Below are 19,045 nucleotides of genomic sequence, written 5' to 3' on the forward strand. Positions count from 1 at the left end.
CAGACGCGTCGACATTGTCAATATCAAAGCTGTAGACAAGGTGTCTGCCTGCTCTTGACATCCGCTCCCGAACAGAAGAGCCTTCGCTAAACAGAACGTGTTTTCAAATGATGGGCGGACGCGGGCCTGCCTTCGCTCCCCCCGCCCCGGCGGCCTGACAGCACTCACGAGAGGAACGCCTATGACCTCCACCGACGAGTTCCGCGCCAGGGCCCGCGCCTGGCTGGAGCAGAACGCCAAACCCTTCGACGAGGCGGCCGACTACGACCTCGAGGGCACCGCCGTGCCGCTGGAGGAGTCCAAGCGGTTCCAGAAGGCGTTGTGGGAGGCGGGCTTCGCCGGCATCACCTGGCCCAAGGAGTACGGCGGCCAGGGCCTCGGCGCGGCCGAGCTGATCGCCTTCTCAGAGGAGGCGGCCGACTTCGAGCTGCCCACCGGGCCGTTCGTCATCGGCCTCGGCATGCCCGGCCCGACCATCCTGGAGCTCGGCACCGAGGAGCAGAAGAAGCGCTACCTGCCGCCGCTGCTCAAGGGCGAGGAGATCTGGTGCCAGCTCTTCTCCGAGCCCTCCGCAGGCTCGGACGTCGCCGGCCTGCAGACCACCGCGACCCGCACCGAGACCGGCTGGATCGTCAACGGCCAGAAGGTGTGGACCTCCGGCGCCCAGCACAGCGACTACGGCGCCATCATCGCCCGCACCGATCCGTCCGTGCCCAAGCACAGCGGCATCACGATGTTCATCGTCGACATGCGTCACCCGGGCGTCACCGTGCGGCCGCTCGTCGTGGCGACCGGGCACGCGCCGTTCAACGAGGTGTTCTTCGACGACGTCGAGGTCTCCGACGACGCGGTCATCGGGCGGGTCGGCGAGGGCTGGGCCGCCGCCGTGGTGATGCTCCGCCACGAGCGGGTCACCATCGGCACCGGCACCCGCGCCCGCTCCAACCCGCTCGGCTTCGACTCCCTCCTGGAGCTGGCCCGCGCCCGCGGCCTGGACCGCGACCCCGCCGTACGGCGCCGGCTTGCGCTGCTGTACGCCCGCGAGTCGGCGCTCGGCGCCTACGGCCGCGTGCTGCACGAGGAGTCGATGGCCGGCGTCCCGATCGGCGCCCGCGGCTCGGCCGCCAAACTGGCCGGCGCCGAGCAGGCCCTGTGGGCCGCCGACCTGGCACAGGACATCCTCGGCGCCGACCTCGCGCTCGGCGGGGCCGACCTGGAGCGGGTGGCCATGGCCATCGTGGCCGCGCCGGGCAACGCCGTCGCCGGGGGGACCAACGAGATCCAGCGCAACATCATCGGCGAGCGGGTGCTGGGGCTCGCCAAGGATCCCGGCGTCGACCGCAACACCCCGTACAACAAGTTGAAGCTCTCGCGCTGACCGTCCCACCCTCCAGGAGCTGATGTGTCTCTCATCTTCACCGACGACCAGAAGAGCCTCGCTCAGACGGTCAAGCGCTTCGTCGCCGAGCGCAGCCCGATGCCGCGGGTCCGCGAGGTCGTCGGCGGCGAGCACGCCTACGACGCGGAGGTCTGGTCGCGCCTGGCCGGGGACCTCGGCCTGGCCGGCCTGATCATCCCGGAGGAGTACGGCGGCGCCGGCGCCACCCACGCCGACCTGTCGGCGGCGCTGCGGGAGCTGGGCGCCGGCCTCGTGCCCTCGCCGCTGCTGGCCTGCGTGCTCACCGCCGGAGCCCTCCTCGCCCTGGACGACGAGCCGGCCAAGCACGACCTCCTGCCGCGGCTCGCCGAGGGCGGCCTGGTCGGCGCGCTCGCCGTCAGCGAGCCGGGAGAGCGCCGCTGGATCCCCGGGACGCCCGCCACCGCCGCGACCGGCTCCGGCGACGCCGTCACCCTGTCGGGCACCAAGATCGCCGTGCTGAACGGCGCGGAGGCCGGCGTGCTGCTCGTCCAGGCCGCCGGGCCAGGCGGCGCGGGGCTGTACCTGGTCGAGGGCGACGCCGCCGGCCTCACCGTGAGCAGGGACGCCGGGGTCGACCCGACCCGCAGCACGGCCACCGTGACGTTCGACGGCACCCCGGCCCGGCCGCTCGCGGGCGACGCCGACGCGGCCCTCGACCGCGTGGCCGACCTCGCGAACCTCGCGATCGCCGCCGAGCAGTCCGGCGCCATGCTGGCCTGCCTCACCATGACCACCGAGTACGCCAAGGTCCGCTACACCTTCGGCCAGCCCATCGGCGCCTACCAGGGCGTCAAGCACAAGCTCGCCGACATGTACAACCGGTGGGCGCTGTCGGACGCCGCGCTGCGCGAGGCCACCAGGGCGGCCGACGAGGAGCCCGCCAGGCTCGGCGCGGCCGCCGCCGCCGCGCGGGCGCTCACCTCCTCCGGCTACCTCACCTCGGCGAAGGACACGATGCTGCTGCACGGCGGCATCGGCTTCACCTGGGAGCACGACGCGCACTTCTACTACAAGAACGCGATCGCCGGAAACGTCCTCGCCGGCGACGGCGACTACCAGCTCGACCGGCTCGCCGACAAGCTCGGCGTGTGACCTCGGTGGCGGGCGCCCCTTCCCCGGGGCGCCCGCCGCGGCTCTACCTCCTGAGGTGATCCTTTGACCGCTGACGTGGACCGCCGTGCCCTGCTGGAACGCGCCCGGCTGCCGCTCGTCGCCGCGCCCATGCTGCTCGTCTCCGGCCCCGAGCTGGTGATCGCCGCCTGCCGGGCGGGCGTCTTCGGCAGCTTCCCGACGGCCAACTGCCGGGCCGAGGGCGAGCTGGACGAGTGGCTGCACCGCATCGCCGCCGCCTGCGGCCCCGACGCCGCGCCGTGCGTGCCCAACCTCATCGTGCACCGCTCGAACCCCCGCCTGGAGCAGGACCTCGACGTCATCCTGCGGCACCGCCCGGCCGCGGTGATCACCTCCGTCGGCTCGCCCGCCGCCGTCGCCCCCGCCCTGCGGGCGGCCGGGATCCAGGTCTGGTGCGACGTGGCCACCGTCCGCCACGCGGAGCGGGCCATCGACGCCGGGGCGGACGGCCTGATCCTGCTCACCGCGGGCGCGGGCGGCCAGACCGGGAACGCCAACCCGTTCGCGTTCGTCCGGGCGGTGCGGCGGCGTTTCGACGGGATCGTCGCGCTGGCCGGCGGGCAGGCCGACGGGCACGCCCTGCTCGCCGCGCGGGCCCTCGGGTGCGACCTCGGCTACATGGGCACCCGCTTCATCGCCACCCGCGAGGCGCGCGCCGACGAGCGGTACAAGAGCTTCGTCGTCGAGAGCGAGCTCGACGACATCCACCTCACCAACGCCCTCTCGGGGCTGGAGACCAACCTGCTGCGGCGGTCGCTGCTGGCCCAGGGGCTCGACCCGGCCGAGTTCGGGCTCGGGCCGAAACGGTTCTCCATGGCGGCGCTGGAGGGCCGCGACGGTGGCGCGCCCAAGAGGTGGCGCGACATCTGGAGCGCCGGCCACTCCGTCTCCGGCGTCCGTGACGTCCCCACCGTCGCCGACCTGGTTGACCGGCTGGCCGCCGAGTACGCCGAAGCCGCCCGCACCACCCACGCCCTGACCGCCGAGCCTGTCCTGACCGCCGGGCCGGCATTGGCCGCCGGTCCCGCGCGGATGGCCGGTCCCGCGCGGACGGCCGGGCCCGGCTCGACGCTCGGCGGGGCGCGGTGAGCGGGGCGCTGGCGGGGCTGCGGGTGCTCGATCTGACCACCGAGCGGGCCTGGCTGAGCGGGCGGGTGCTGGCCGACCTCGGCGCGCGGGTCACCCTGGTCGAGCCGCCCGGAGGCGATCCCGCGAGGCTCGACCGGCGGGCCGGCGCGCCCCCTGGCCGGCCCAACCCGGCGTGGCCGGCCTTCAACCGGGGCAAGCGCTCGGTGACGCTGGACCTGGCCAGGCCGGCCGCCCGCGAGCTGTTCCTGCGGCTGGCCCGCGCCGCCGACGTCGTCATCGAGTCGTACGAGCGCGAGACCCTCCACGGACGGGGGCTCGGCCACGCCGCCCTGTCCGCCGTGAACCCGCGCCTGGTGCTGGTCAGCGTCACCCCGTTCGGCCGGACCGGCCCCTACGCGGGTCACGCCGCCGCCGATCTCGTCGTGGCCGCCACGGGCGGCGCGGTGTGGACCAACGGCGACCCCGACCGCCCGCCCGTCCGCATCAGCTCGGGCCAGTACTTCCTGCACGCCGCGGCCGAGGCGGTCGTGCACACCCTCGCCGCGGTGCGCCACGCCCGGCGCACCGGCCGGGGTCAGCACGTGGACGTCTCGGCGCAGCTCGCCACGATCCGCACCCTGATGAACGCGGTGCCGGGACCCTACACCGACGGCTCGGTGGTGGACCGGGCCTCCTTCGGCGCGCCCGGCCCCGGCCAGCCCTACCGCCACCTGTTCGGCTGCCGCGACGGGCACGTCCTCGCCACCGTCCCCTTCGGCCCCGGCCCCGCCGGGTACGTCGCCTGGCTGCGCGACGAGGGCTTCCTGTCGCCCACGCTGGCCGCCTACGACGCCGCGCGGCTCGGCTCGCCGGCCCTCGCCGCGGACGACCCGTCGTTCCCCGGGCTGCTGACCGGGGCGCTGGCGGCGTACTTCCTGACCGAGACCAAGGCGGAGCTGACCCGCAAGGCGCTGGCGCGCCGGCTCATGGTGGCGCCGGTCAACACGGTGGCGGACCTGATGGCGGACGAGCAGCTGGCCGCGCGCGACTACTTCCTGACCCTGGGGGACCTGCGCGTCCCCGGCGTGTGGGCCCGGCTGCCGGCCAGCCCTCTCGCGGGGGCCGGCCACGTCGCCGGGCCCGGCGCGGACAACGAGACGGTGTGGCGGGACGAAGCGGGCCTGTCCGCCGAGGAGCTGTCCCGCCACCGCGGCGAAGGGACGATCTGATGGGCGGACCGCTCGACGGCGTCAAGGTGTGGGACGCGTCCTGGGTGGGCGTCGGCCCGCTGACGACGCGCTACCTGGCCGAGTACGGCGCCACCGTGGTGCGCACCGAGAGCACCCGCTCCGTGGACGTGCTGCGCACCGCGCCGCCGTTCAAGGACGGCGTGCCGGGGCTCAACCGCTCGCAGTTCTTCGCCGACTACAACGCCTCCAAGCTCGGCCTCGGCGTCAACCTGTCCACCGACGGCGGCCGGCGGGTCGCGGCCCGGCTGACGGCCTGGGCCGACGTCGTCGTGGAGGCGTTCACGCCCGGCGTGATGGACCGGCTCGGGCTCGGCTACGACCGGCTCCGCGCGGTCAACCCCTCCCTGATCATGCTCTCGACGTCCATGAACGGGCAGACCGGCCCGCGCAGGGGGTTCGCGGGGTTCGGCACGGTGCTCGCCGCCATGTCCGGGTTCTGCGAGCTGACCGGGTGGCCCGACCGCGACCCCGGCTCACCGTACGGGGCGTACACGGACTTCATCGGCCAGCGCTTCGCCGCCGTGGCCGTGCTCGCGGCCCTGGAGCACCGCGACCGCACCGGCGAGGGGCAGCACATCGACCTGTCCCAGATGGAGACCGGTCTGATGTTCCTCGCGCCGGAACTCGTGGACCACCAGCTCACCGGCCACGTCGCGACCCGCGACGGCAACCGCGACCGCGCGGCGGCCCCGCACGGCGTCTTCCCGTGCCTGCCGGAGGACGGCAGGGAGCGGTGGGTCGCCATCGCAGTGACCGGCGACGAGCAGTGGAACGCCCTGCGCCGCGCCCTGGGGGAGCCCGCGTGGGCGGCCGATCCCCGGCTCGCCACCCTGTCCGGGCGCAAGGAGCAGGAGGACCGCCTGGAACGGGCCCTCGCCGCGTGGACGTCCGCCAGGACGGTCGCCGAGGTCGTCGGGACGCTCCAGCCGGAGGTGCCCGCGGGGCCGGTGCACGACGCCCGGGGCCTGCGGTCCGATCCGCAGGTGGCGCACCGGGGCTACTTCCGGCCGCAGCCGCACCCCGTCATGGGGACGATGCCGTACGAGGGCGCCCAGGCTGAGCTGTCGCTCACGCCGTACCGCGTCACCAAGGCGGCCCCGCTGCTCGGCGAGGACAACGAGCGGGTCCTCACCGAGCTCCTGGGGTTCGCGCCGGACGAGGTCGCCGGGCTCGTCGCCGAGGGCGCCGTCGAGCAGGTCCTGGACTGAACCGCACGTGGAAGCAGGAAGAAGGAGAGCCATGCCGCAGACCGTCGATCTCACGGGGCAGACCGCCGTCGTGACCGGATGCTCCTCGGGACTCGGGCGGCGCTTCGCCGTCACCCTCGCCGAGCACGGGGCCTCCGTGGTCGCCGTGGCCCGGCGCGCGGACCGGCTCGGCGAGCTCGCGGACGAGATCGCCGCGGCCGGCGGCGCCTGCCTGCCGCTGGCCGCCGACCTCACCGACGACGACCAGCTCGGCGGCCTGCTGGACGCGGCCGAGGAACGCTTCGGCACCGCCACCATCCTGGTCAACAACGCCGGCATCCCCGACGCCCAGCACGCCACCAAGATGCCCGTCGACCTCGTGGACCGGCTGCTGGGGACGAACCTGCGCGCGCCCTGGCTGCTCTCCTGCGACTTCGCGCGCCGGCTCATCGCGGCCGGGACCGGCGGCCGGGTGGTGAACGTCTCCTCCATGGGCGCCTACGAGTACCGGGGCGGGGGAGCGGCACTCTACTCGGTGACCAAGGCCGCCGTCGTACGGATGACGGAGGTGCTCGCGGTCGAGTGGGCGAAGTTCCACATCAACGTCAACGCCATCGCGCCGGGCGCGTTCGCCTCGGAGATGATGGACGGCATGGTGCGGCGCATCGGCGGCGACCCGTCGCGGTTCTTCCCCCGAGCCCGCATGGGCGACCCGCGCCAGCTCGACAGCACCCTGCTCTACCTGGTGTCCCCGCACTCGGAGTTCGTGACCGGCACCGTGGTCAAGGTCGACGACGGCCAGGGCGCGCGCTGAGCTCCGCCGGGGGCTATCTGCCGGTCTCGGGCTCCGGCATGAGCAGCCGCCGCGCGGCGAACTTCATCCGCTCCTCGACGTACTCGGGGGTGAGCTGGTCGTTGAGCCAGCCGATGACGCTGCTGTTCCAGAGCGACTCCAGCATGTGCAGCGCGCGGTATTCGGCGGTCGTGATGCGGTGGTCGGGCCCCCACGCGGCGCGCCCCATCAGCTCGGCCAGGCTGGTCGGCGGCGGCGTCTCGGCCAGGAGCGGCGTCTCCTCACGCCGCTCGCCGAGCGGCTTGGGGATGTGGTAGGCGCTGAGCGCCGCGTGCGCCCAGCCGCGGTTGTACTGCATCGCGCGGAAGGCCCGGTGCAGCACCTCCGCGGCCCGCCCCTCCGGCGTGCGCTGCCGAGGGGGACGCTGCACGATGTCCTTGCGCAGCTCGTCGAGCTGCACCTGGATGGCCGCGGCGAGCAGGGCGTCCTTCGACGGGTAGTAGCGGTAGAGGGTCGACAGGGCGACCTCCGCGATCCTCGCCACCTCGCGCATCTGGACCGCGTCGTAGCCGCCGCGGGTGGCCAGGGCCATCCCGGCATCAAGAACACGTTCCGCACGGAAGGCCCGCGCCTCGGGCGTGCGGCCCTTCCTGCTGACCCGCGTCATGGCGGACCCCCTTTCCCTGTGGGTGAAGGACACGAGAGCCCGCTGACGGCCTGGGGTCAGCGGCTGCAAAGCTGGTACTAAAGAGTACACGTTCTCATGAGCGCCCGAGCGGCGCCGGGACAGGCTCCCGGCGCCGCCGCCGGGGGCTCAGCCCTGATGGCGGGAGAGCACCAGGCTGCCGGCCGCCGCGAAGAACATCCCGACGCCCTGCACGAAGCTGATGTCCGCCTTGGGGAGCTGCTCCACCGCCTCGCCGCGGAGCTGCCGCACGGCCTCCTGGATGGCGAACATGCCGTACATGCCGGTGTGGGTGTAGGACAGGCCGCCGCCGTTGGTGTTCATCGGCAGCGAGCCGCCCTTCATCGTGTTGCCCTCCGCCACGAAGTCGCCCGACTCGCCGCGCCCGACGAAGCCGAGGTCCTCCAGCATGTAGAGCGGCACGTGCGCGAAGGCGTCGTACGCCATGAGGTGGTCCACGTCGGCGCGCGAGATGCCGGCGGTGCGGAACGCCTCCTCCCCGGCCTTGCGGAAGGCCGCGAACGAGCCGGGGTCGGCCATCTGCGACACGAGGGGCCCTTCGGCCGACTCGCCCGAGCCGAGCAGGTAGACCGCGCGGTCGCCGCCCGGCAGGTCCCTGGCGCGCTCGGCGGTGGTGAGCACGAGCGCGCCGCCGCCGTCGGTCACCACGCAGCACATGTCCCTGGTGAACGGGTAGGCGATGGGCGGCCCGGCCAGCACCTCCTCGACCGTGGTGGGCTTGCGGCGGAAGGCGCGCGGATTGTTCAGCGCCCACGTCCGCTGCGCCACGACGACGTGCGCCAGGTGCTCGCGGGTCATGCCGCGTTCGTGCAGGAAGCGCAGCGCGGGCAGGGTGAAGGTCGAGTACGGCGTCTGCGCGCCGTAGACGGCCTCGAACTGCCCGGTCGCCGAGGCCGGGTTGGGCGCCCAGGGCGCCACGCCGACCCGGGAACGCCCGGACTCGCCGTGGGTGACGAGCACGACGTCGGCGGCGCCGGCCGCGATGGCGGCGGCGGCGTGACGGACGTGCAGCATGAAGCTGCAGCCGCCGACCATGGTGCCGTCGAGCCAGCGGGGCTCGATGCCGAGGTGGTGGGAGACCTCCAGCGCCAGCGGCCCCGCGGTGGCCACGCCGTCGATGTCCTTGGCGGTGAGCCCCGCGTCGGCGAGGGCGTTGCGTGCCGCCTCCGCGTGCAGGCCGAGGACGGACAGGTCGGGGCGGACGCCGACGTCGGTGGTCTCCGCCGCGCCGACGATGGCGATGTCGCCGTGGTGCATCGAGGTCATCGGGCCACCTCCCCGGCGGGGGCGAACACGGGCAGGGTGTGCTCGCCCCGCTCGACGAAACAGACCTGCAACGGCATGTCCAGCTCCAGATGCTCGGGCTCGGGCGGCACCCCGACGATGTTGGTCATGAGGCGTGGCCCCTCGGCCAGCTCCACCAGCGCCACGACGACCGGCGTGGCGGGGTCGAAGGGCGGCAGGGGGCGGTGGTTGATGACGTACGACAGCAGCCGGGCCGCGCCGCTGACGGTCGTCCACTCCACGTCCGCCGAGCCGCAGGCGGGGCAGAAGGGGCGCGGGTAGAAGTAGTGCCGCTCGCAGGACGCGCAGCGCTGGACGCGCAGCTCGCCGTTCGCGGCGCCCTCCCAGAAGGGCAGTGTCTCCGGGATGGGCACGGGTGCCGGGCCGGGCATGGCGGTTCCTTTCACGGATGGTTCCACAGAGGGGCTCACAGGTGACGGGGCGGCGAGCGTCTCGCGCATCGCCGCCGAGCTGACCACGACGACCCCGAGGATCAGCGTGGTGATGAGGAAGGCGGCCTGGAAGGACAGGGCGTCGGCGACCGCCCCCGCCGCGACCGGGCCGATGATCGCGCCGACGTCGGACGACATGTTGAACCACGCCACGTTCCTGGCGGGGCTGCTGCCGCTGATGTCGGCGAGGAGGGCGGCGGGCGTCGCCGACAGCCCGCCGCCCGCCACGCCGAGCAGCGCCATCGAGGCGAGGAAGACCGCCTCGCCGGGCGGCAGGCAGAGCAGCGCGACGGCGACGCAGCCGAGCACGCCGGCGGTGATCATCGCGGGCCGCCTGCCGCGCGCGTCGGCCCATCGGCCGAACGCCCGTACGGAGATCACCTGGGTGACGGCGGTGCCGAGCATCGCCACGCCGATGAAGGTGCCGCTGCTGCCCAGCTCGTCCGTGGCGAACACGAGGATGGTCGAGTTGCGCAGGCCGTAGAAGAGCCAGCCGACGGTGAAGCTGGCGACGAGGGCCGCGGTGAAGGCGCGGACGTACGTGCCGCGGGGCAGCGGCCCGGCCTCCGCCGCCGGGGCGCCGGCGGGCCGGGGCCCGGAGGGCGGCGGGACGCCGGGGGAGAGCTTGAGCTGCGAGATCGTGGCGGCCACGAGCAGGGTGGCCCCGTACAGCAGGAAGGGCAGGCGCGGGTTCACGTCGGCGAGCACGCCGCCCGCCGCCGGCCCGGCGATGGCGCCGAGCATGAAGCCGAGCTGGAACGTGCTGATGCCGCTGCCCCGCGCGTCCGGCGGCGCCGTGCGCAGGACCAGCGACATGGCGGCGATGGTGAAGGCCGAGCTGCCCATCCCGCCGATCGCCCGCAGGGTGATGAGCAGCGTGAAGTCGGGGGCGAAACTGGCGACGATCATCGTCGCGCCCTGCAGCCACAGTCCCCAGGCGATCACCCGGCGCTCGCCGAAGCGCTGGACGAAGCGGCTGTTGACGACGGCGGTGGCGAGCCGGACCACCGCGAACGCGCTGATCGCCGCCCCCACGACCGCGCTGCCCACGCCGAACTCCGCCGCGAGCAGCGGCAGGGCGGGCGCGATCACGCCGAAGCCGAGGGCGACCACGAACGCGATCAGGGCGGAGATCCGCAGATCGGCGGGCAGCGCCCGGAAGCGCCTCACCGCACAGCCATTTCAGGTCCTCCGGCAGGTGGCGGCCGGGCCGGCGGCCCGGACCCGGCTAAAGACAACATGTTCTGCTTATTGACAGGGTTGGAGCTGAACTCTCCGATGTCAAGAGCCTGCCAAGCCTTGCCCGTTCAGTCGTAACGTGTTTCACTTGGCACCTGATCGGGCCGGGCGGCGACGCCCGGACCAGGTCTTCCGAGCGTTCACGAATCGAGGTTCCATGCCCATCGACGCATCGCTGGTCGGCCGCAAGAGCGAACCCCTCACGAGATCCTGGACCTCCGACGACGCCCTGCTCTACGCCATCGCGGTCGGCGCCGGCCAGGAGGACCCGCTCGCGGAGCTGCAGTTCACGACCGAGAACACCGCGGGCACGCCGCAGCAGGTCCTCCCGACGTTCTGCAACGTGGCCATGGGCGCGGGGATGGCCCTGCCCGGCGACCTCGACCTCACCAAGATGCTCCACGCCGAGCAGGCCTTCGAGCTGTTCGACACCATCCCGGTCGCCGGCGAGGTCGAGTCCACGGGCGAGATCGTCGGCGTGTACGACAAGGGCTCCGGCGCGATCATCGCCACCGAGAGCGTCTCCAGCGTCCCCGGCGGCGGGCCGCTGGCGAAGATCCGCACCTCCCTGTTTTTCCGCGGGTACGGCGGCTTCGGCGGCGAGCGCGGCCCCGGCACCTCCTGGGAGCGGCCCACGGGCAAGCCCGACCACGTCGTCACCTACACCACCCGCGCCGACCAGGCGCTCCTCTACCGGCTGACCGGCGACCGCAACCCGCTGCACACCGACCCGTCCTTCAGCGGCCGGGGCGGCTTCCCGCGACCGATCCTGCACGGCATGTGCACCTACGGCTTCACCGGCCGGGCGCTGCTGCACACGGTCGCCGGCTTGGAGCCCAAGCGGTTCCGCGCCATGTCCGCCCGCTTCACCAAGCCGATACTCCCCGGTCAGACGATCACGGTGTCGATCTGGGCCGACGGCACCGACGTACGGTTCCAGACCACCGACGAGAGCGGCACCCCGGTCATCGACCACGGCACGGCGGTCATCCTCTGACCGCGCTGACCGTGCTGACCGTGCGCGCCGCGCGCCATCCTCTGACCGTGCGCGCCGCGCACGGCACCCCCTCCACCCCTCCGTCTGCGGAAGGACACCCCCATGGGATCACTTGACGGCAGAGTCGCCATCGTCACCGGCGCCGGACGCGGCATCGGCGCCTCCATCAGCCGCATGTTCGCCCAGCAGGGCGCGCGGCTCGTGCTCAACGACCTCGGCGCGGGCCCGGACGGCTCCGGCGGCGACACCGGCCCCGCCGAGGCCATCGCCAGGGAGATCAACGACCTCGGCGGCCAGGCCGTCTCCGACGCCGGCGACATCGCCGACACCGCGACCGGGCGGCGCCTGGTGGAGCTGGCGCTGGAGAACTACGGGCAGCTCGACGTGGTCGTCAACGTCGCCGGCATCCTCCGCGACAAGATGATCTTCAACCTGCCGGAGGAGGACTGGGACGCGGTCATCCGCGTGCACCTGCGTGGCCACTTCAGCACCATCAAGCCCGCCGCCGCGTACTGGCGGCAGCAGCGCAACCCCGAGGGCCACTACCGGATCATCAACTTCACCTCCGACTCCGCCCTGCAGGGCTCGCCCGGCCAGCCGAACTACGCCGCCGCGAAGATGGGCATCATCGGCCTGACCGCCTCGCTCGCCAACGGCCTGGCGCGCTACGGCGTGACGGCCAACGCCATCGCCCCCGGCGCGGCCACCCGCCTGACCGCGACCGTGCCCGACGACAAGAAGCTCGGCGAGGACCCCGCCGCCGAGGAGCTCATGTCGCCGGACAACATCGCGCCGATCGTCACCTACCTCGCCGGCACCGAGTCCGGCTGGCTGTCGGGCCGCACTCTCGGCGCCTCCGGGTACGACGTCCGGCTGTGGAACAACCCGGAGGTCGTCGAGACCGTCTCCTCCGACGGCCCCTGGGACCTCGCCGACCTCGGGGAGAAGCTGACCAAGTCGTTCCGCCCCAAGGCCGACGGGCTGCACCCGTCGATCTTCATGGCGCAGCTGCCCCGGTAACGGAGCCGCACGGGGGACGCGGGACCCGGCAACGGGACCCAGCAACGGGAATCGCAACGGGGATCGCATTCATCGGTCAAGCCGGACAGGGAGAGACGCACGATGTCCTCTACCACTCACCCGACCACGCCTCACCCCACCACGGAGCCCGTCGGCTTCTACCGGATCGCCGCGGCCGACCCCGGCCGGCCCGGCATCATCGACCCCGACGGGTCGATGCTCACGTACGGCGAGCTGCTGTCGCGGGTCAACCGCGTCTCGCGCGCCCTGCGCACCCACGGGCTCGGCAACGGCGACAGCGTCGCGGTCGCCCTGCACAACGGGCACGAGTACCTCGAGGTGATGCTGGCCACGGCGCAGGTCGGGATGTTCTTCGTCCCGGTCAACTGGCGGCTGACCCCCGCCGAGATGCTCTACATCATCAAGGACTCCGGCGCCAGGCTGCTGGTCATGGACGCCGAGCAGGCCGCCACGCTGCCGCTGGAGTCGCTGCCCGAGCACCGGTACGTGATCGGCGGCGAGGTGCCTGGCTGGCTGCCGTACCCGGAGCTGGGCGCGGGCGAGCCGGACGACGCGCCGGAAGAGCGCCGCTTCGGCGGCAGCATGGGCTACACCTCGGGCACCACCGGCAACCCCAAGGGCGTGCGCAGCCTGCTCTACCCCGACGCCGAGCCGGAGCCGGTGCTCGGCGCGTTGTACGGCGGCCTGTGCGCCCGCTACGAGGTCACCATGGACAAGGGCGTGCACCTGGTGTGCTCGCCGATCTACCACGCCGCGCCGAGCGGCCACGCCTTCGCCTTCCTCCAGCTCGGCCACACGGTCGTCATCCAGGGCAAGTTCGACCCCGAGGGGGTGCTGGCCGCCATCGAGAAGCACCGGATCACCACGGTCCACATGGTGCCCACGCACTTCCACCGGATGCTGCGGCTGCCGCAGGAGGTGCGCGAGAAGTACGACCTGTCCAGCCTGGAGGCGGTGATCCACGCGGGCGCGCCGTGCCCGGTGCCGATCAAGCAGCAGATGATCGAGTGGCTGGGCCCGGTCGTGTGGGAGTACCTGGCCTCCACCGAGGGCGGCGTCTCCCTGGTGGGCTCGGAGGAGTGGCTGCGCAAGCCCGGCACGGTCGGCCGGCCGACGCCGAACACCATCGTCAAGATCCTCGACGAGGACGGCAACGAGGTGCCGACCGGCACCGCGGGCGTCATCTACTTCGGCATCCCCGGCGCCGGCCCGACCTTCGAGTACAACAACGACCCGGCGAAGACCGCCGCCAGCCGCCGCGGCGACCTGTCGACCGTCGGCGACTACGGCTACTTCGACGAGGACGGCTACGTCTTCCTCCTCGACCGGCGTACCGACCTCATCATCTCCGGCGGCGTGAACATCTATCCGGCGGAGATCGAGCAGGCCCTCATCACGCACCCGGCGGTCGCCGACGTCGCGGTCATCGGCGTCCCCGACCCCGACTGGGGGCAGAGCGTGCTGGCCGTCGTCCAGCCCACTGAGGACGCCGTGCCCGGCGACGACCTCGCCGCCGACCTGCGCGCCCACTGCGCCGGGCTGCTGGCCTCGTTCAAGATCCCCAGGCGGTACGAGTTCCGCTCCGACTTCCCCCGCACGGAGACCGGCAAGCTGCAGCGCCGCAAGCTCCGCGACCTCTACGCCGGCTGACCCCGGCAGGGAAGGACAGGAGACGCCGTTGCAGACGAGTGTGCATGTGGCCGCCGGGCCGCCGGCGGAGGTGGCCGCCTTCGCCGCCCGGGCCGAGCGGGCCGGCTTCGACACCATCTCCAGCGCGGAGGTGGACCACGACCCGTTCCTGAGACTGGCGCTGGCCGTCCCGGCGACGAGCCGGATCAGGCTGGCGACCGGCATCGCGGTCGCCTTCGCGCGGACGCCGATGGCGCTCGCGTACGTGACCAACGACCTGCAGATCCTCTCCGGGGGCCGGTTCGTGCTCGGCCTCGGCACCCAGACCAGGCCGCACATCACCCGCAGGTTCGGCATGGAGTGGAGCAGGCCCGCGGCGCGGATGCGCGAGTACGTCACGGCGCTGCGCGCCATCTGGGACGACTGGAACACCGGCAAGGAGGTGCGGCACGAGGGGGAGTTCTACCGGCACACCCTCATGACCGCGACCTTCCGCCCGGAGCCGCATCCGCACGGCAACCCGCCGATCCACCTGGCCGCGGTCGGCCCGCTCATGACCCGGCTGGCCGGCGAGGTGGCCGACGGGCTGATCCCGCACGGGTTCAGCACCGAGCGGTACTTCCGCGAGATCACCCTGCCCGCGCTGGAGGAGGGGCTGGCCCGGTCCGGGCGGGACCGTTCCGACGTCGTGGTCCACTGCCCCGGGTTCGTGCACGTCCTCGATCCGGCCGAGGACGTCGAGCGGCAGCGGCGGGTGCTGCGCGGCCGGGTCGCCTTCTACGGCTCCACCCCGGCCTACCGCGGCGTCCTCGCGCTGCACGGCTGGGAGGACCTGCACCAGCGGCTGCACGCGCTGTCGGTGCGGTCCGAGGCCGACCGCTGGGACCGGATGGCCGACCTGATCGACGACGAGGTGCTGGACACCTTCTGCGTGAGCGGGTCGCTGACGGAGGTGGCGGCGGAGGTGGCGCGCAGGTTCGGCGGCCTGGTCGACCAGGTCGCGCTCCAGCCCCCGCCGGGCACGTCCGACGCCGACCTCGGCGCGGCCCTCGCCACGCTGCGCGCGGCGGGCCGGCCCTGATGGGGTCCGGGGACCTCCTGGTGGAGCGCGACGGCGGCGTCGTCACCGTCACGCTCAACCGCCCCGCCAGGAAGAACGCGATGACACGAGAGGGCTGGATCGAGCTCACCCGGGTGCTCGGCGAGGTCGCGGCCCGCGCCGACGACCGCGTCCTGGTGCTCACCGGCGCGGGCGGCGAGTTCTGCTCGGGGGCCGACCTGAGCGCCCAGGGCTCCGCCGACCCGCCGCGGCGCGCGATGCGGATCGTGAACGAGGCGCTGTTCGCGCTGCGGGACCTGCCCCAGCCCACGATCGCCGCCGTGTCGGGGGCGGCGGTCGGGGCCGGCTTCAACATGGCGCTCGCCTGCGACCTCGCGGTCGCCGACGAGACGGCCCGCTTCTCGCAGATCTTCTCCCGGCGCGGCCTGTCGGTGGACTTCGGCGGGACGTGGCTGCTGACCCACATGGTGGGCCTGCACCGGGCGAAGGAGCTCGCCTTCTTCGGCCGGATCCTGTCCGCGCGCGAGGTGCACGACCTCGGGCTGCTCAACAGGGTCGTGCCGGAGGGCACGGCACTGGCGCGGGCGGGGGAGTGGGCGCGCGAGCTGCTGGGTCTCGCGCCGCTGGCGCTGGCGCAGACCAAGGAGCTGCTCAACCTGGCGGCGAGCGGCGACTTCAGGGAGAGCGCCCTGCGCGAGGCGGCCGCGCAGAACCTCAACGGCGCCACCGAGGACACCAGGGAGGCGATCAGCGCCTTCCTGGAGAAACGGCCGCCGGTCTTCCGCAACCGCTAGCCGGGGCCGGCGTCCAGGTGCTGCTGGATGGCGGCCATCACGGCCTGGGGCGAGGCCGAGCGGCTGAAGGTGGCGACCACCACCTGCTCGCTGTCGCGCGGCTGTTCGAGCTGGCGGAAGGTCGCGATCACGTAACCGAGCGCGTGGTCCAGGGGTCCGCTCGGGTCGTAGGTCCCGCCGGCCCGCAGCCAGCCGCGCAGCACCTGGTTGTGGGCCGCCACCACGGAGGCGGCCATCAGCTCGGCGCGCAGCCCGGCGTCGGGCGAGTCGCCGAGCCAGGCGCCGACGAACTCGCGGAACAGCCGCTGGTAGCGGGCGACGCTGGCGATCTCGCGGTCGCGCAGGGCGGGCACCTCGCGGACCAGGCGGTAGCGGCGCAGCGAGACCTCGGCGTCGTCCACGTAGTGGGCGAGCACGATGCGGACGGCGTCGGTGATGGCCACGATCGCGGTGCCCGCCGTCGAGGCGCGCAGCCGGGCGTCGATCCTGGTCAGCAGCGCGTCGTGATCGGGGAAGATCGCGTCGTCCTTGGAGCGGTAGTGGCGGAAGAACGTGCTGCGGCTGACGCCTGCGCGCGCGGCGATGTCGTCGACGGTGGTCGCGTCGTAGCCGTTCTCGTCGAACAGCGTCACGGCGGCCTCGGCGAGGCGCTGGCGGATGGGCGGTGTCGGCACCCGGCCATTGTGACGGAACTTAGGGGTTGTCCCGCACCGCGCGACTGAGTACCGTGAACCTGAAACTGGGTCTTATCGGGTGGTGGTGAATGGCAGCGCAGGGCACCGCGGGCAGCCTGGCCCGTCTGAAGGAACGCCTGGACGAGGCGGTTCACGTGGGCGAGGCCCGCGCGGCGGCCAAGCAGCACGCCAAGGGCCGGCTGACCGCCCGCGAGCGCATCGAGCGGCTGCTCGACGACGGCTCGTTCGTGGAGCTGGACGCCCTGGCCAAGGGCTCGCTCGGATACGGCGACGGCGTGGTGACCGGCTACGGCACCGTCGACGGCCGCCAGGTGTGCGTGTTCTCCCAGGACTTCACGGTCGCGGGCGGCTCGCTGGGCGAGGTGTACGGGCAGAAGATCTGCAAGGTCATGGACCTCGCGATGCGCAACGGCTGCCCGATCGTCGGGATCAACGAGGGCGCGGGCGCCCGCATCCAGGAGGGCGTCGTCTCGCTCGGCCTGTACGGCGAGATCTTCCGCCGCAACATCCGCGCCTCCGGCGTGATCCCGCAGATCTCGCTCATCATGGGCGCCTGCGCGGGCGGGCACGTCTACTCGCCGGCGCTGACCGACTTCACCGTCATGGTGGACGAGCAGTCGCACATGTTCGTCACCGGCCCCGACGTCATCAAGACGGTGACGGGGGAGGACGTCACGTTCGAGGAGCTGGGCGGCGGCCGGGTGCACAACGCGCGCAGCGGCGTGGCCCACTACCTGGCGAGCGACGAGGAGGACGCGCTCGGCTACGTGCGGGCGCTGCTTTCCTATCTGCCGGACAACAACCTCGACGAGCCGGCGCACCCCGCGGCCGAGGCCGACCTGACGCTCACGGCCGACGACCTGGCCCTCGACGCGCTGGTGCCGGACTCGCCGAACCAGCCGTACGACATGCACGAGGTCATCACCGCGCTGCTGGACGACGGCGAGTTCCTGGAGACGCAGGAGCTGTTCGCGCCCAACATCGTGGTCGGCTTCGGCCGCGTCGAGGGCCGCCCCGTCGGCGTCGTCGCCAACCAGCCGATGCGGCTGGCCGGCACGCTCGACATCGACGCCTCCGAGAAGGCCGCCCGGTTCGTCCGCACCTGCGATGCCTTCGGCATCCCCGTGCTCACGCTGGTGGACGTGCCCGGCTTCCTGCCCGGCACCGGCCAGGAGTGGAACGGCATCATCCGGCGCGGCGCCAAGCTCCTCTACGCCTACGGCGAGGCCACCGTCCCGCTGGTCACCGTGATCACCCGCAAGGCGTACGGCGGCGCGTACGACGTCATGGGCTCCAAGCACCTCGGCGCGGACGTCAACCTGGCCTGGTCGACCGCGCAGATCGCGGTCATGGGCGCGCAGGGCGCGGTCAACGTCCTGCACCGCAGGCGGCTGGCCGCCGCCGACGACCCCGACGCGCTGCGCGCCGAACTGGTCGCCGAGTACGAGGACACCCTTGCCACCCCCTACCTGGCGGCCGAACGCGGCTACGTGGACGCGGTCATCCGGCCGAGCGAGACCCGCCGCGAGGTCACCAGGGCGCTGCGCCTGCTGCGCAACAAACGCGACGCCCTGCCGCCCAAGAAGCACGGGAACATCCCCCTGTGAACGGCACTGTGAACGGCCCTGTGAACGGCACTGTGAACGACGCCCTCGCCCTGACGGTGGTCAGGGGCGCGCCCTCGCCGGAGGAGCTGGCCGCGCTCGTCGTGGCCGTCCACGCCACCCACGCCGCCCGGCCGGAGCCCGCCGCCGCCCGGCCCGTGACCCACCTTTGGCGCATGCCGCGCCACCCCCTCGCCCGAGGCCCGCGCGGCTGGCGGGAGTCGAGCTGGAACCTGGGAGGACGTCTGTGAGCCTGCGCAAAGTGATGGTCGCCAACCGCGGGGAGATCGCCGTCCGCGTGATCCGCGCCTGCCGGGACGCGGGCCTCGGCTCCGTCGCCGTCTACGCCGACCCCGACCGCGACGCGCTGCACGCGCGGCTGGCCGACGAGGCGTACGCGCTGGGCGGCCGCACGCCTGCCGAGACCTACCTCGACATCGCCAAGCTGCTCGACGTGGCCGCCCGCAGCGGCGCCGACGCCGTGCACCCCGGCTACGGCTTCCTGTCGGAGAACGCCGCCTTCGCGCGGGCGGTCATCGACGCCGGGCTGACCTGGATCGGCCCGCCGCCCGCCGCCATCGCCGCGCTCGGCGACAAGGTGCAGGCCAGGCACATCGCCCAGAAGGTCGGCGCGCCGCTGGTCGCCGGCACCAAGGACCCGGTCTCCGGCGCGGACGAGGTCGTCGCCTTCGCCG

General features: G+C 73.2%; 18 protein-coding genes. 14 read left to right on the forward strand and 4 right to left on the reverse strand.

Features of this window, described 5'->3' with window-relative positions; translation table 11 throughout:
• Positions 1 to 181 precede the first annotated feature (181 nt).
• From ABD292_RS08070 to ABD292_RS08095, 6 genes are all read left to right on the forward strand, one after another.
• Complete coding sequence (locus ABD292_RS08070) at positions 182 to 1,378, forward strand: acyl-CoA dehydrogenase family protein (protein WP_344206413.1); 1,197 nt, start codon at positions 182 to 184, stop codon at positions 1,376 to 1,378.
• Between the two features lie 24 nt (positions 1,379 to 1,402).
• Positions 1,403 to 2,512 carry an acyl-CoA dehydrogenase family protein gene (locus ABD292_RS08075; RefSeq protein ID WP_344206414.1) on the forward strand — a complete coding sequence of 370 codons (1,110 nt, stop codon included), beginning with the start codon at positions 1,403 to 1,405 and terminating at the stop codon, positions 2,510 to 2,512.
• 63 nt (positions 2,513 to 2,575) lie between these two features.
• Positions 2,576 to 3,640 carry an NAD(P)H-dependent flavin oxidoreductase gene (locus ABD292_RS08080; RefSeq protein WP_344206415.1) on the forward strand — a complete coding sequence of 355 codons (1,065 nt, stop codon included), beginning with the start codon at positions 2,576 to 2,578 and terminating at the stop codon, positions 3,638 to 3,640.
• Complete coding sequence (locus ABD292_RS08085; protein ID WP_344206416.1) at positions 3,637 to 4,848, forward strand: CaiB/BaiF CoA transferase family protein; 1,212 nt, start codon at positions 3,637 to 3,639, stop codon at positions 4,846 to 4,848. The genes ABD292_RS08080 and ABD292_RS08085 overlap by 4 nt, the downstream gene beginning before the upstream one ends.
• Complete coding sequence (locus ABD292_RS08090) at positions 4,848 to 6,077, forward strand: CaiB/BaiF CoA transferase family protein (protein ID WP_344206417.1); 1,230 nt, start codon at positions 4,848 to 4,850, stop codon at positions 6,075 to 6,077. Before ABD292_RS08085 ends, ABD292_RS08090 begins: the two co-directional genes overlap by 1 nt.
• A gap of 31 nt (positions 6,078 to 6,108) precedes the next feature.
• Positions 6,109 to 6,870 carry an SDR family NAD(P)-dependent oxidoreductase gene (locus tag ABD292_RS08095; RefSeq protein WP_344206418.1) on the forward strand — a complete coding sequence of 254 codons (762 nt, stop codon included), beginning with the start codon at positions 6,109 to 6,111 and terminating at the stop codon, positions 6,868 to 6,870.
• A gap of 13 nt (positions 6,871 to 6,883) precedes the next feature.
• Here ABD292_RS08095 and ABD292_RS08100 read toward each other — a convergent pair whose 3' ends face one another.
• The 3 genes from ABD292_RS08100 to ABD292_RS08110 form a co-directional block, all read right to left on the reverse strand.
• On the reverse strand, positions 6,884 to 7,516 hold the full coding sequence (locus ABD292_RS08100; RefSeq protein ID WP_329578008.1) for a TetR family transcriptional regulator: 633 nt from the start codon (positions 7,514 to 7,516) through the stop codon (positions 6,884 to 6,886).
• Positions 7,517 to 7,663: 147 nt separating this feature from the next.
• Positions 7,664 to 8,821, reverse strand: a complete 1,158-nt coding sequence (locus tag ABD292_RS08105) for a thiolase C-terminal domain-containing protein (RefSeq protein ID WP_344206419.1) — start codon at positions 8,819 to 8,821, stop codon at positions 7,664 to 7,666.
• Entirely contained in the window at positions 8,818 to 10,461 is a 1,644-nt protein-coding gene (locus tag ABD292_RS08110) for an MFS transporter (protein ID WP_344206420.1), read from the reverse strand. The genes ABD292_RS08105 and ABD292_RS08110 overlap by 4 nt, the downstream gene beginning before the upstream one ends.
• 226 nt (positions 10,462 to 10,687) lie before the next feature.
• Between ABD292_RS08110 and ABD292_RS08115 the strand changes: the two genes are divergently transcribed.
• The 5 genes from ABD292_RS08115 to ABD292_RS08135 all read left to right on the forward strand — a co-directional run bounded on the left by ABD292_RS08115 (position 10,688) and on the right by ABD292_RS08135 (position 16,051).
• A complete protein-coding gene (locus ABD292_RS08115) occupies positions 10,688 to 11,527 on the forward strand; it encodes a MaoC family dehydratase (protein ID WP_344206421.1) in 840 nt (279 codons plus the stop codon).
• A gap of 102 nt (positions 11,528 to 11,629) precedes the next feature.
• Positions 11,630 to 12,547 (forward strand): SDR family NAD(P)-dependent oxidoreductase, encoded by a 918-nt coding sequence (locus ABD292_RS08120; protein WP_329577998.1) that lies wholly within the window; start codon positions 11,630 to 11,632, stop codon positions 12,545 to 12,547.
• Positions 12,548 to 12,649: 102 nt separating this feature from the next.
• Complete coding sequence (locus tag ABD292_RS08125) at positions 12,650 to 14,218, forward strand: AMP-binding protein (RefSeq protein WP_344206422.1); 1,569 nt, start codon at positions 12,650 to 12,652, stop codon at positions 14,216 to 14,218.
• Between the two features lie 28 nt (positions 14,219 to 14,246).
• Positions 14,247 to 15,278, forward strand: coding sequence for a TIGR03617 family F420-dependent LLM class oxidoreductase (locus tag ABD292_RS08130; RefSeq protein ID WP_344206423.1), 1,032 nt, complete (start codon positions 14,247 to 14,249; stop codon positions 15,276 to 15,278).
• Between the two features lie 20 nt (positions 15,279 to 15,298).
• Positions 15,299 to 16,051: an enoyl-CoA hydratase/isomerase family protein gene (locus ABD292_RS08135; RefSeq protein ID WP_344206424.1), complete on the forward strand. Its 753-nt coding sequence runs from the start codon at positions 15,299 to 15,301 to the stop codon at positions 16,049 to 16,051.
• On the opposite strand, the gene ABD292_RS08140 is transcribed toward ABD292_RS08135, so the two are convergent.
• Positions 16,048 to 16,725 carry a TetR/AcrR family transcriptional regulator gene (locus ABD292_RS08140; protein ID WP_344206425.1) on the reverse strand — a complete coding sequence of 226 codons (678 nt, stop codon included), beginning with the start codon at positions 16,723 to 16,725 and terminating at the stop codon, positions 16,048 to 16,050. The two genes, ABD292_RS08135 and ABD292_RS08140, sit on opposite strands and share 4 nt — an antisense overlap.
• An 89-nt stretch (positions 16,726 to 16,814) precedes the next feature.
• Between ABD292_RS08140 and ABD292_RS08145 the strand changes: the two genes are divergently transcribed.
• From ABD292_RS08145 to ABD292_RS08155, 3 genes are all read left to right on the forward strand, one after another.
• Positions 16,815 to 18,353 carry an acyl-CoA carboxylase subunit beta gene (locus ABD292_RS08145; RefSeq protein WP_344206426.1) on the forward strand — a complete coding sequence of 513 codons (1,539 nt, stop codon included), beginning with the start codon at positions 16,815 to 16,817 and terminating at the stop codon, positions 18,351 to 18,353.
• Positions 18,350 to 18,601 carry an acyl-CoA carboxylase subunit epsilon gene (locus tag ABD292_RS08150; protein ID WP_344206427.1) on the forward strand — a complete coding sequence of 84 codons (252 nt, stop codon included), beginning with the start codon at positions 18,350 to 18,352 and terminating at the stop codon, positions 18,599 to 18,601. Before ABD292_RS08145 ends, ABD292_RS08150 begins: the two co-directional genes overlap by 4 nt.
• 2 nt (positions 18,602 to 18,603) lie before the next feature.
• The coding region (locus tag ABD292_RS08155) for a biotin carboxylase N-terminal domain-containing protein (protein WP_344206450.1) at positions 18,604 to 19,045 on the forward strand (442 nt) is incomplete at its 3' end.

It is taken from the genome of Nonomuraea bangladeshensis (genome assembly GCF_039529455.1).
GTDB classification, from domain to species: domain Bacteria; phylum Actinomycetota; class Actinomycetes; order Streptosporangiales; family Streptosporangiaceae; genus Nonomuraea; species Nonomuraea bangladeshensis.